Below are 12,448 nucleotides of genomic sequence, written 5' to 3'. Positions count from 1 at the left end.
GCACGGAGGATATGAACATGAGTGAACAAGCTATGCAGGCGGCGATGCCCGCCGGACTCGGCGACGCGGATCTGGCTCGAGAAGAAGCCATCGCGCAACGCCGTATCAAACAACGTCGCGCGCTGGTGGTGTTTCTGCGCGTGGCGATTCTGGTGGTCGGGCTGGGCGGCTGGGAAGTGGCGGCGCGTATCGGCTGGATCGATCCGTTCTTCTTCTCGCAGCCGACGCTGATCGTTCAGCAGATTTACGACTGGTGCGTGGAAGGCACGTCCCAAGGACCGCTGTGGACGCAGGTGCTCGTCACGCTCGAAGAGACCGTGCTGGGCTTTCTGATCGGCGGTGTGGCGGGTGTGATTTGCGGCATCGTGCTCGGTCGCAACAAGCTGCTCTCGGATGTCTTCAGTCTCTACATCCAGATCGCCAACTCGATTCCGCGTGTGGTGCTCGGCTCGATCTTCGTGATCGCGTTTGGTTTGGGGATGGCGTCGAAGGTGGCGCTCGCTGTGGTGATGGTGTTCTTCGTGGTGTTTGCGAATGCGTTCCAGGGCGTACGTGAGGCCGACCGCTACATGATTGCAAATGCGCAGATTCTCGGTGCGTCGCGCCGTCAGGTGACGATGTCGGTGGTGATTCCGTCGGCGCTGTCGTGGATTCTCGCGAGCTTGCACGTGAGCTTCGGCTTCGCGCTCGTGGGCGCCGTCGTCGGCGAATTCCTCGGATCGAAGCAGGGCATCGGGCTGCTGATCTCGACCGCGCAGGGCGCATTCAACGCCAGCGGCGTGTTCGCGGCGATGATCGTGCTGGCCGTGGTCGCGCTGGGCGCGGACTGGTTGCTGACGTCGCTGGAGAAGCGGCTGCTGAAGTGGCGTCCGGCGGCGTTCTCCAACGAGTAATCGTCGCGTCGGGCAAAAAACAAAGCGGCGTCACTTCTGCATGAAGTGACGCCGTTTTTCCTTTGGAGACGCCAACGACCGCAGGGCGTCAGATCTTCAGCTTGGTGACCTTCGTCCCTTCGATGTTCAGGTTGGCCATGAGACCGGCGTTGGTCATCACGATCACTTCCACCGGCGAGGTCGCGGTGTTGATGTCGACCGCACCGTTCGCACCGATCTTCACGACGGCGACCGAGGCGTCGGCACCGGCCGTCCAGCCGTCCGTACGCTGGAATTTGTCGAGGGCGTCCTGCGTCATGAACAGGAAGATGACGGCCTTCGATTGTGCGCCGATCTGAAGACCGAACGACGCCGTCACCGTGTTGTAGTAACCCTGCGTCTTGCCGCCCACGCGCAGCGCACCTTCGCCGTATTCGCCGCCGACCACGAAGCCCGCTTGCAGTACCGACGGGAACACGAGTACGCCGTGCGCCTTGTTGACCAGTTCGCGCGAGCCCTTCACCGAGGCGTACATTTTGTCGAGCGCGCCGGTCACCGAGGCATCGATCGTCTGGCGCTTGCTGGTGTTCGCGCTGGGCGAGTTGTCGCTCTTGTCGGATTGCGACGGGGGGGTTGTCGTACAGCCTGCGAGCGCAAAGGCGGCAGCGGCGACAGCGACGGAAGTTTTCATCAGGAATTCGCGTTTTTGCATTTTCTCCCTCCGGAAAGCGTGTGCCGTGCGCAAAGCATAGCGGCGTGGATATGGATTAAACGTCAGGCCGATGGGGACGCGCCTTTCGGCACAAATCCCCGCAGCATTGAAGCGGGTGATGAGGACGGTCGTTTGGCATCCGACGGATGCCGATGGCGACGGTTGACCGGCCAGACAGCGTAGCGGGACGTCCGTTTCGCGGTGTGCGAGAGCGGAAATCCATGCATCGGCGTGACGTCGATTATGCGGTCTCTGTCGGTATTGTCAAGAAAATAGCGCGATAAGTTCCGCTAACGTGTTGCTAACTTTCGCTAATTTGTAGGCGTACGCCTACGTGCACTCGCGCATATATTGCTCTTTGAGTGCTTTGCGCGGCTTTGTGCGTGTAGGAATGTCGACGCGGTTGCCTGCAGGCGAATCGACGCGTTGATCGCGGGTGTACACCGGCTTGTCCGGGGTGTTGGCGATCTTGTCGGCGAGTGCCTTGCAGTAGTCGCGTTTGGACGGCGCGGCGGAGGCGGAAGAAGCCTCTTGCGCGGCCGCCTGATTGCGGGCGGCTTGCGAGCACTGCTCCGGCGGTAACGCACGGCCGACGCTATCGAAGCACACCGGCGTTTGCGCGAAGACAAAGCCGCTCGCGCCGAGCAACAGGGACGCGGCCGCGATCTTCAGCAGGCGGTGGATCGATCCCACGCACGGCAGTGCGTCGTCAAACTCGGCAGTGCCAACGATTGTCGATGCAGGGGGTGTGGCAGGGGAAGCGGCGCTCAGGTACATCGGGGACAGCGTGGCGGTGCGGCGTGGCATCGACATTTCTCCTCAATGAATCCCGCTTGGGCAGCGGGTGCGCCTATTCTGGCACCGCCCCGGCCGAGTTGTCGATAGCCGCGACGCCGGGTCGCACCGTCGGCACGGTTGACGCGAGGGGCGTGGCGGGGATGTCCGTGCGCAACTCCAGCCGGTAACCCACGCCGTAGATCGAGCGCACGATCTCCTCGTCCGGCCGGATTGCCTGTAACTTGCGACGCAGATTCTTGATATGGCTGTCCACCGTGCGGTCGGCGACCACGCGGTGATCGTCGTACATCCGGTCGAGCAGATGCGCGCGTGGGAACGTCTTGTCGGGATGGCTGGCGAGCGTGGCGAGCAGTCGCAGCTCGACCGGCGTGAGCGGCAGTTCGTGTCCGTCGAGCTTCGCGTGATGACGCACTGCATCAATCACGAGCGCTGGCGCGGGCGGTGCGGCGGGCGTGGGCATTGCGGTGCCGGCGCTGGCCATCGCACCGCCGCGCACGCGGCGCAGGATCGCCTTGACGCGCGCGACCACTTCACGCGGACTGAAGGGCTTGCAGATGTAGTCGTCGGCACCGAGTTCGAGTCCGAGTAGGCGGTCGGTTTCCGCCGCCCGCGCGGTCAGCATCACGATAGGCACTTCGGAGATCTCGCGCACGGCGCGGCAGACTTCGAGGCCATCCATGCCCGGCAGCATCAGGTCGAGCAGCACCAGACGCGGCTGCGTCGCGCGCACCGCGGGCAGCACGTCGCGCCCGTCCGTCAGGATGCGACACGGCATGCCCGCCACGCGCAGATACTCGGCGAGCAGCGCGGCGAGTTTCGGTTCGTCTTCGACGATCAGAATCGGCGCGGCGTCCGGGAGCGCCATGGCAGCGGGCGTCGAGACGATTGCCGAATGCGCTGGCGGCGCGGGCGTGAGCGAGGACACGCCGGAAGGGCTTTGCAGAGATGTCGACGAGTGCGTGTGCATAAAGGGCAGGCTCAACTCAGGGTCGTCAGGGCTTGGGTGCCGAAACAACTGGCGACCGCGCTCAGTGCGCAGGCCGTCGATGTCGATGCCGCAGCGCCGGGGGCGTCCGGGCTCTGACGCGGCAGGGTGATTGCCAGCGCCAGACCGCCCAGCGGCGAGTGTCGCGCGGCGATCTGACCGCCGTGCGCTTCGACAATATGCTTGCAAAGCGCGAGTCCGAGGCCCGCACCGCCGCTGCGTCGGCTACGCGACGCTTCCACCCGGAACAGGCGCTCGAACAGGCGGGGCAGGGCGTCGTCGGGCACGCCGGGCGCGGAGTCTTCGATCTCCAGACGCAATTGTGTCTCGGTCGCCGACAGATAGACATGCACCGCACCGCCGCCGTCGGTATAGCGCAACGAATTCACAAACAGATTGCCGATGAGCTGCGTGAGACGGTGCAGATCGCCGTCGACGGTGAGCGTGTCGTCCGGGAGGTGCACGTTCAGCGCAATGTCCTTGGCTTCGAACCAGTCGCCGAAGGCGGCGACCGACGTGGCGACGCGCTCGGTCATATCCACCGGCGCGAACTCGTAGGTCAGCGCGCCCACGTCGGAGAGCGACAGCTCGTAGAGGTCGTCGATCAGCTTGGAGAGCAGCGAGATCTCGACCCGCAGTGAGGCGAGCGCGTCCTGCGTGAGCGGGCGCACCCCGTCTTCCATCGCTTCGATTTCGCCGCGCAGGATCGACAGCGGCGTGCGCAGTTCGTGGGAGATGTCGGCGAGCAGGTTGCGGCGCAGGCGGTCGTTCTGCGCCAGCGTGTCGGCCAGACGGTTCAGGTCGACGGCGAGTCGCGCGAGTTCGTCCGCCCCGGCGGTGGGCGCACGCACGCTGTAGTCGCCCATCGCCATGCGGTGCGTGGCTTCGAGCAGCGGCGTGACGGGCACGAGCAGACGCTGGGCGAGCCGCAGCGCGACGGCCCCGAGCAGGGCGACGCCGAGGATCGCCAGATACATCAGGTTGTCGCCGCGCAACCAGCTGTGTCCGCCCACGGCGGCACGCACGACGGCCGTCGTGGCCGCCATGGTGACCAGACCCGTCGCGAAGATCGCGAGGAACAGCTTGCGGGTGATGCCTGAATTCATGCGCTTCGGTGTTCTGACGAGGTTAGCGGCTGAAGTTGAGTGCTGCGCCGTTGACGACCGGGCGAGCGGGTGCGGCCCTCCCATGGTCGGCGCGCCATTCTCTCAGCTTCGGGGCGCCGCGCGTCGTGCCTCCACAAATTTTCCTCTATTTGTGCGCAGTGGCTGCACGCGCGGTTCTTACTATCCATCACGAAGCTGGCCGCCGTGCTGCCTTCGTCTGGCGGAGACCGTGCCGCCTGCCAACCGTCCACCACTTTCGAAAGACATCCGGATACGGCATCCGGGACCGGCGCGGGGGCGCCTCACCATGTCGAAACTGTCGATGCTACCGAGCGCGGCAACGCGCGTTCTGACCCGTACGCTGGCGTGGCTGGCGGTGCTCGCGAGCGCGAGTGTCGCGCTCGGCGGTTGTTCGAGCCCGCAGGTCACGGCAACGCCGATGGCGGTCATGCCGATGCCCCGCGTGGCCAACGTCCAGACCGGCGGTTCCATCTATCAGTCCACTACGGCGACGAACTGGTTCGAAACGCCGGTGGCGCATCGCATCGGCGACTTGCTGACGATTGCCGTCTCGGAAAACTCCACGGGCACCAGCAAATCGCAGAGCGACACGTCGCGCAACGCGAGCATGACGGCCAAGAGCGCCAGGGCGGACGGGGCCGATTCGGTGCTGGAGCGCTGGTTCAACATCGGTCAGCAGGCGAGCAGCTTCAAGGGCAATGGCACGAATACGTCGAGTTCCGCGATGACCGGGACGATTGCCGTGGCGATCGTGGAAGTGCTGCCCAATGGCGCTTACGTGGTCGGCGGGGAAAAGCAGGTCATGCAGGGACGCAACATGGAGACGTTCCGCTTCACCGGCGTGGTCAACAAGTTCGATATCTCGCCCGCCAACGTGGTGGCGTCGAGCAAGGTAGGGCAGGCCAAGGCGGCGCGCGTGGACGACGGCCAGGTCGCCGACGGCAGCAATGGCGGCTGGTTGCAGACGATTCTTCTTGGCGTGTCACCGTTCTGATGAAGCGCCTCGCGATGGTGCTGGCGCTGGCGGCGACGGCCAGCGCGACGCTTAACGGTTGTCTTTTCTCCACGCCTGCGCCGATCCTCGCGGCGCAGGTCGCGGCGAGCGTCGTATCGACGGGGGTGGTGCTCTCGGACCAGTTGCCGTCCGTCTCGCCGCCCACGCAACCGGCGGCCCCCGAACTGCTTTCGCGCAACATGTGCATCGAGCTGGCCCCGGACGGCATTTCCGATTTGCTGCCTGCGATTCAGGGGCGTTTGCGGGCCTACGGGATCGTTAGCACGATCTACAGCCCGGGCACCTGGCCGACGGGCTGTGTCGTGCTGAACTACACGGTGCGCCGCGCGTGGCGCAATTCCTTGTGGGGTAGCTCCCCGAGCGAGTACCTCGCGTATGCGACGCTGACCCTGAGTCAGGACGGCTCGGTCATCAATACGGTGTACTTCGACGGACGGTCGGCGACGGTGGAATCGTGGTCGGCGTCGAATTCCCGGATGGCGCAACTGGTGGACCGGCTGGTGGTGTTTTGAGTCGAGCGGGGAGAGGGCGCCAAAGAGGGCAGAAGGGCAGAACGAGGATATCCAACGGGAGAGGCAAACGGCAGATTGGTGCGCCCGACTGGAATCGAACCAGTGACCCTCGGCTTCGGAGGCCGATACTCTATCCCCTGAGCTACGGGCGCTGTGCTGACCACCGGGGGAGAAGGCGCGAACGCGCGTACCGGCAGGCAAAGAGGTAGAAGCATAGCGGTTTTGCCGCGTGACGTCCATGCCCCGTGCATTCTCTCGCCTCACAATGCGGCGATTCTCTGTCGGACGCCCATCCCGCGCGGATTTGACGTGTATGCAACGCGCACGCCCTTTGCGCACGAACTACGCGGAACACCGCTTTTGCTTTCGCGTAAGTTAGGGAAAATACGGGACTTTTGCGGCGTCTGCGCACTGCCTTGGCGCGTCATCGGCCGAGGGTTTGTTGCTACAATGGTTCGTTATTTTGACTGGATACTGCCCGCGGCCGATGCGAGCTATCCGGTGTGATGCACTCGGTTTCCACAAAAACTATTGAGAGATCCCGCATGAGTGAAGCACATAACGAGCACGAGTCCCTGATTAAAACACCCAAGCAGCTCATCGCCGCAGTTATTGCCGGTTTTCTCGTCCCGATCGTCATCATCGTTTTGCTGGTCAATTACGTGGGCAACAACGCCCTGACCGGCGCTGGCAGTTCCGCCATGACCGAAAAAGCCATTGCCGAGCGCATCGCGCCCGTGGCACACGTCGAGGTCAAGGACGCCAACGCACCGCGCGTCTATCAAACCGGCGAACAACTCTATAAGGCTGTGTGCGCCGCTTGCCACGCGTCCGGTGTCGCTGGCGCGCCGAAAGTCGGTTCCTCCGAGGACTGGGCCCCGCGCATCAAGCCCGGTTACGACGACATGCTTAAGATCGCGTTGGCCGGTAAAGGCGGCATGCCCGCGCGCGGGGGCACCAACCCCGACGACGTGACGGATTACGAAATCGGCCGCGCCATCGTCTATATGGCGAACGCGTCGGGCGGCAAGTTGCAGGAGCCTGCCGAACCGGCGAAGCCCGCATCAGGCGCCGCGGCCGCATCGGGCGCTGCGGCACCCGCCGCCGCTTCGGGCGCCGACGCAGGTTCGGCCGCAGCGGCTGCAGCCGCGATGGCGTCGCTCAAGACAGCGGCCCCGGCCGCCGCCAGCGCAGGGGGCAGCGTCGACGCAGGCAAGAAGCTCTACGACACCGTGTGTATGGCTTGCCACGCGGCTGGCGTGGCAGGCGCGCCGAAGTTCGGCGACAAGGCCGCATGGGCGCCGCGTATCGCAACCGGCATCGAGACACTGCACAATGCCGCGCTCAAAGGCCTGAACGCGATGCCGCCGAAGGGCGGGGCAGCCAACGCGTCGGACGACGACGTCAAGGCCGCCGTCGACTATATGGTGAGCGCAGCGAAGTAAGCGCATCGCGTTTGCTTAAGTCGCAATTAAGCCGCAACCAAGCCGCAACAAAAAATCCCCGCTTCGGCGGGGATTTTTGTTTCTGCGCTCGCGTGGGACGGGCGTGTCGGACGCCGTCGCGTCACACACGCACAATCATCTGCGGATCGAAGGCCGGGTTTTCGACACGTCCCTCAAAGCAGTAGCCGCGCGGATTGCACAACACCCGCGTATGCCCGACGCGATAGTCGAACGAATCGTGCGTATGGCCGTGGATCCACAGCGCGGCGTCGGATTGCTCGATGAGCGAGGTCAGATCCGAAATGAACGCCGGATTGACGAGGGAGCCCGCGAAGCGCGGGTGAATGCTCTGCGGCGTCGGCGCATGATGGGTGACGGCCACCGTCGGGCCGTCGTGGGGCGCGGCGAAGGTACGCGCGAGCCAGGCGACGTTCTCGCGACACAGCGCTGCACAGTCGTCCGGCGAAAAGAACGGCAGATCGGACCACGGCGCGGCGGGATCACCGACGCGAATGCGCGTGAAGTCGCGCACGAACTTCTGCGACTCTTCAACCGCCGCGTCGTGCTTGCCCTCGGCGTCGTAAAGCGCGAAGTCCGTCCACAACGTTGTGCCGACGAAGCGCACGCCTCCGATGACGACCGCACCGCGTTCGAGCAGATGTACGTTGGTGCCAACCGTCAAACGTCGCAATTCGGCTAGCGTGCCGGCGAGCGTCGCGCCGTAGAACTCGTGATTACCGGGAACGTAGATGACGGGGCGCGGCAGTTGCGCCGCCCATTCGATGGCTTGCGCCGGGCGGCCGATGTCGCCCGCCAGGATCGTGACGTCGGCCTCGACGTCGGGAATGGCCAACGGCGCCACGGACAAATGCAGGTCGGACAAAATATGCAGTCTCACGCACCACGCTCCACAAAAACTGGGATCGGCGCCGCACACGCGCGCCCGCGGGGCCCGTCAAACCGGCCAAATGTATGGCATGCGTGACAAAGCGCCTGACGAAGATGCGGAGGGTGTGGGCATTGGATCGAAATCGACGCAACTTGCGTATCGTTTCGTCCGTTTTTTACCGACTATCACCCGGCGCGCGTCGATGGTCAAGATGTCTTTGTCTTCGAAAGGATGGGCTCCTATAGTGAAACTCCACCTGACGAGAGGAGGCGAGCCTATGCGAAAACTGATGGTTGCAGTCCTGCTTTGTTTGACCGGTCTGGCGGGCGTGGTCGTGGCAACGAGCCCGGCTGCCGCGTGTGACCAAACGTCTTCGGGTAGTGGCAAGTAGCGGTAAGCATTGCCTACGTTGTGCTTATTTTGTGTATACGGCGTGCCTGCCGCCGCCGACAGCCCCGGTAAGGACGTCGCCGTGTGTCGCCGTATTTCGCCATTCGGCCTGAAGTTTGGCCGTGTCCTGGACCAGCCCCCGCTCGCGGGGGCTATTCGTTTGTGGAGGACGCCCGGCGTGTCGGGGATCGCGTGACCCTTAAGCCCCTGACGCAGACGGTGTCTTGCCCGCGCCGCCAGCGAGCATCGCCTTGAGGCTGGCGAGTCGGTCTTTGGGCGACATGGGGGCGTCTTCGGGCGGCGGGGGCGGCGCTTCGTCCAGTTGCATCTCCGGCACAAAACGCGAGACCTCGCAGGTGTACGTCTCACGCGCGCGCTTGCGCTTCTTGCACCACGACAGTTGCAACGTGCGCTGCGCGCGGGTGATGCCGACGTACATCAACCGGCGCTCCTCTTCGATCTTCTCCGCGGTCACTTCCTCGTCTTCGCGAATGTGCGGCAGGATGCCTTCCTCCACGCCGACGAGAAACACGTGCGGATACTCCAGTCCCTTCGAGGCGTGCAGCGTCGACAGGCGCACGGCGTCCGGGTCGTCGCCATCGCGACCTTCGAGCATCGACATCAGCGCGATGGTCTGCGTGAGTTCCATGAGGCTCTTGGCGTCGTCGTCCTGGTCTTCGAGCGAATCGAGACCTTCGGCGGTTGCCGACGTCTCGCTGCGCGTGCCCTTACGCTTCATCCATTCGAGGAATTCGAGCACGGTGGTCCAGCGCGATTGCGCCTGACGCTCGTCGAACGTGTCGTAGAGGTACGCCTCGTAGTGAATGCCTTCCATGAGGTCGTCGATGACCTCGTTGGCCGGATCGCGGGCGGCCCGCGCGGCGATGCGCTGAATGAAATCGCAGAATGCGCGCAATGGATCGAGCTGACGCGGTTGCAGGCGCGCTTCGACCGCGCCCATATAAACCGCTTCGAACAGCGACACCTTCGCCTGACCCGCAAAGCTGCCCAGCACTTCGAGCGTGGTGCTGCCCACGCCCCGGCGCGGTGTCGTCACGGCGCGGATGAACGCGGGATCGTCGTCGGGATTCGCGAGCAGTCGCAGATACGCGCAGAGGTCCTTGATTTCCGCTTTATCGAAAAACGACTGACCGCCCGAGAGCACGTATGGAATGCGTTCCCGGCGCAGGACCTGTTCGAAGATGCGCGCCTGATGGTTGCCGCGATAAAGAATGGCGTAGTCGCGAAATTCCGCGCGTCGCTCGAACTTGTGCGCGGACAGGCGGAAGACGACCGACTCGGCTTCGTGCTCCTCGTCGTTCATCGCGGTGACGGTGATGGGATCGCCCAGACCGTGCTCGCTCCAGAGCTTCTTCTCGAAGATTTTCGGATTCTTCGCTATGACGTTGTTCGCTGCCGTCAGGATGCGCGACGTCGAGCGGTAATTCTGTTCGAGCTTGATGACCTTGAGCGTCGGGAAGTCGACCTGTAATTGCTTGAGGTTCTCCAGCGTCGCGCCGCGCCAGCCGTAGATCGCCTGATCGTCGTCGCCCACGGCCGTGAACGCCGCGCGCGGCCCGGCGAGCAGCTTGAGCAGCAGGTACTGACAGGTGTTGGTGTCCTGATACTCGTCGATGAGCAGATAGCGCAGCTTGTTCTGCCAGCGCTCACGCACTTCCTCGTCGCGCTCGAAGAGTTCGGCGGGCAAGCGGATCAGATCGTCGAAGTCGACCGCCTGATAAGCCTGCAACGTCGCCATGTAATTGCGATAGACGACGGCCGCCTGATGTTCGTCGGCCGTCTCGGCGGCGGCGAGCGCGACTTCGGGTGTGACGAGGCCGTTCTTCCACAGCGAGATGGCGGTTTGCACGCCGCGAATCATCGCCTTGTCGGTCGTGCCGAGCTGTTCCTGAATCAGGCCGAAGCAGTCGTCGGCGTCGAGAATCGAGAACTGCGGTTTGAGGCCGACGTTTTCCGCTTCGCGTCGCAGAATCTGCACGCCCAGCGAGTGAAACGTACAGATGGTGAGCTGATTGACGGGCACCTTGCGCCCGACCTTGCCCGGCGTGGTGAGGGTCTTGCCTTCGAGCTGCTTCGCCACCCGCTCTCGCATTTCGGCGGCCGCCTTGTTGGTGAAGGTCACGGCAGCGATGTGCTTGGGCTCGAACCCCTTGGCTTCGATGAGCCAGGCGATCTTCTGCGTGATGACGCGTGTCTTGCCGCTGCCTGCGCCGGCCAGCACGAGGCATGGGCCGTCGAAATAGTGCGTGGCTTCGTTCTGGGCAGGATTGAGCGGGAAGGACGACATGGTGTGAAGCGATGGGGACGAAGATAGAAAGCGCTGGCCGCGTGCGGCATGCCCGATGGCGGTTTCGCGATTCGGTCGGAACGGTCGAAACGGCTGAAACGGCTGATATGGACATGCGCCGGGTGGTGGGCAAGTCTATCACGCAGGATGCACGCCGCCGTGACACCGCGGGGTTGTGCCTGACGACACGCGCGCTAGAGCCCGCACAGGGCCGACTGTGGGGTCGATGCGACGCGCGGCCGCAGGCAGAAGGTGTCGCGCTGGCGTCGACGCCGACCGGGTGCCTATAATGAAAAACGTTGCCATCGTGGTGAGGTCGCCGTGCAATGTCCAACCTGTGGGACGAACAATGCGACGCGTGCACTGCACTGTGTGAAGTGCGGTGCAACACTCGCGGATGCCGAACCCGGATTCCTCCCGGACGACGGGCTGAGTGTGGCCGCCGCCGGCATGGCTGGCGCTGCGGCGGGTGCCGTCGGTGCGATGCCTGAGATGCGCTCGCCTGCGGTGTCGGCAGAACACGACGCTGCTCCGTCCCACGTTCCTCCCTCTCGAAAACCCACGCGTCGTGAGCGCCGTGCGCGTGGCGAAGAGCCCGGCTGGCTCAACAGCGCGCTCGTTATCGGTACGGCGGTTTTCGCCGCCATCGCTTTGCTTGGCATCTGGTGGAACCTGCGCGCGCCCTATGTCGATCCGGTGCCGAAACCACCTGGCGGCCTTGCCGTCACTCCCTTCAATTCCGGCAATGACGCGCCGCTGGCGTCGAGCCCCGTGGCTGGCGCGGCGAGCGAAGCATCTGCCGCCCTTGCGCGTGCGCAGGCACTGGCTGCGGTGGATGCGGCAGCGTCCGGTGCGGCCGCCGAGGTTGCGGCGAGCACGACCGGTGGCGGTGCGCCAATGACCGCGTCGGCGGGCACAGCGGCGCTGACGGCGGCTGCGACATCGCCGTCAGCGGTGTCCCCGAGCAATGCCCCGGACCCCATGATGCAATTGCTTAGCCGAAGCGAAGCGGGGGCGGGAACCAATGCGCCGCCCCGGACGGCGGCCAACGCCGATCTGCCCGCCCATTACGACAACGACGATATCGGCGCGGTTGCTGCCGCGCAGCAGGCGCAAGGGCCGTCCGAGGCGGCTTACGCTGCGGGGGCGTCTGCACCCACGGCGCAAACAGCCGCAGCGACGATTGCCGCAGCGCTCGCGCAATGCGACCGCTATCGGTGGTTCGAAGTGATTCCGAAGCAGCGTTGCATCTGGGCGGTGTGCAACGGACGATGGGGACGAGACGGGTGTCCGGCGGGCACGAATCCGGGCGAAACGCGCTGAATCGACATTGAATCGGATCGAATCGGCGCTGAAATTGCAGTGAAATCGCATCGAATGCGCACGGAAAGCGCA

At 64.4% G+C, this 12,448-nt stretch carries 11 protein-coding genes and 1 tRNA gene; 5 read left to right on the top strand and 7 right to left on the bottom strand.

All coding sequences use genetic code 11. From position 1 onward, the window contains the following. Positions 1 to 11: 11 nt before the first annotated feature. The gene (locus MB84_RS24060) at positions 12 to 893 is read left to right on the top strand and encodes an ABC transporter permease (protein WP_046290160.1); all 882 of its coding nucleotides are present in this window, start codon (positions 12 to 14) and stop codon (positions 891 to 893) included. Between the two features lie 88 nt (positions 894 to 981). Here MB84_RS24060 and MB84_RS24055 read toward each other — a convergent pair whose 3' ends face one another. The 4 genes from MB84_RS24055 to MB84_RS24040 all read right to left on the bottom strand — a co-directional run bounded on the left by MB84_RS24055 (position 982) and on the right by MB84_RS24040 (position 4,473). Further along, positions 982 to 1,584 carry a BPSL1445 family SYLF domain-containing lipoprotein gene (locus MB84_RS24055; protein ID WP_046290159.1) on the bottom strand — a complete coding sequence of 201 codons (603 nt, stop codon included), beginning with the start codon at positions 1,582 to 1,584 and terminating at the stop codon, positions 982 to 984. A 330-nt stretch (positions 1,585 to 1,914) separates the two neighbouring features. After that, positions 1,915 to 2,391, bottom strand: a complete 477-nt coding sequence (locus tag MB84_RS24050) for a hypothetical protein (RefSeq protein WP_157122835.1) — start codon at positions 2,389 to 2,391, stop codon at positions 1,915 to 1,917. Between the two features lie 43 nt (positions 2,392 to 2,434). Continuing rightward, complete coding sequence (locus MB84_RS24045; RefSeq protein WP_046290157.1) at positions 2,435 to 3,247, bottom strand: response regulator; 813 nt, start codon at positions 3,245 to 3,247, stop codon at positions 2,435 to 2,437. A 113-nt stretch (positions 3,248 to 3,360) separates the two neighbouring features. Further along, positions 3,361 to 4,473 carry an ATP-binding protein gene (locus MB84_RS24040; RefSeq protein WP_052652752.1) on the bottom strand — a complete coding sequence of 371 codons (1,113 nt, stop codon included), beginning with the start codon at positions 4,471 to 4,473 and terminating at the stop codon, positions 3,361 to 3,363. 307 nt (positions 4,474 to 4,780) lie between these two features. On the opposite strand from MB84_RS24040, the gene MB84_RS29200 reads away from it, so the two are divergent. Beyond that, positions 4,781 to 5,488, top strand: a complete 708-nt coding sequence (locus tag MB84_RS29200; RefSeq protein WP_052652750.1) for a flagellar basal body L-ring protein FlgH — start codon at positions 4,781 to 4,783, stop codon at positions 5,486 to 5,488. Further along, complete coding sequence (locus tag MB84_RS24030) at positions 5,488 to 6,021, top strand: hypothetical protein (RefSeq protein WP_046290156.1); 534 nt, start codon at positions 5,488 to 5,490, stop codon at positions 6,019 to 6,021. Before MB84_RS29200 ends, MB84_RS24030 begins: the two co-directional genes overlap by 1 nt. A 76-nt stretch (positions 6,022 to 6,097) precedes the next feature. Here MB84_RS24030 and MB84_RS24025 read toward each other — a convergent pair. Then, positions 6,098 to 6,173 (bottom strand) — tRNA-Arg (locus tag MB84_RS24025). A 393-nt stretch (positions 6,174 to 6,566) separates the two neighbouring features. Between MB84_RS24025 and MB84_RS24020 the strand changes: the two genes are divergently transcribed. Next, a complete protein-coding gene (locus MB84_RS24020; RefSeq protein ID WP_046290155.1) occupies positions 6,567 to 7,466 on the top strand; it encodes a c-type cytochrome in 900 nt (299 codons plus the stop codon). Positions 7,467 to 7,587: 121 nt separating this feature from the next. On the opposite strand, the gene MB84_RS24015 is transcribed toward MB84_RS24020, so the two are convergent. Together MB84_RS24015 and MB84_RS24010 are read right to left on the bottom strand one after the other, a co-directional pair. Continuing rightward, entirely contained in the window at positions 7,588 to 8,364 is a 777-nt protein-coding gene (locus MB84_RS24015; RefSeq protein WP_046290154.1) for a metallophosphoesterase, read from the bottom strand. A gap of 580 nt (positions 8,365 to 8,944) precedes the next feature. Next, positions 8,945 to 11,053, bottom strand: coding sequence for a UvrD-helicase domain-containing protein (locus MB84_RS24010; RefSeq protein ID WP_046290153.1), 2,109 nt, complete (start codon positions 11,051 to 11,053; stop codon positions 8,945 to 8,947). 321 nt (positions 11,054 to 11,374) lie between these two features. Here MB84_RS24010 and MB84_RS24005 point away from each other — a divergent pair, with 321 nt between their 5' ends. Further along, complete coding sequence (locus MB84_RS24005; protein WP_157122834.1) at positions 11,375 to 12,376, top strand: zinc finger Ran-binding domain-containing protein; 1,002 nt, start codon at positions 11,375 to 11,377, stop codon at positions 12,374 to 12,376. Positions 12,377 to 12,448: the final 72 nt, after the last annotated feature.

This window comes from Pandoraea oxalativorans, from assembly GCF_000972785.3.
In the GTDB taxonomy this organism is placed as follows: domain Bacteria; phylum Pseudomonadota; class Gammaproteobacteria; order Burkholderiales; family Burkholderiaceae; genus Pandoraea; species Pandoraea oxalativorans.
The sequence above is the reverse complement of the archived record's forward strand: the minus strand, read 5'-3'. Positions and strand labels throughout refer to the sequence as shown.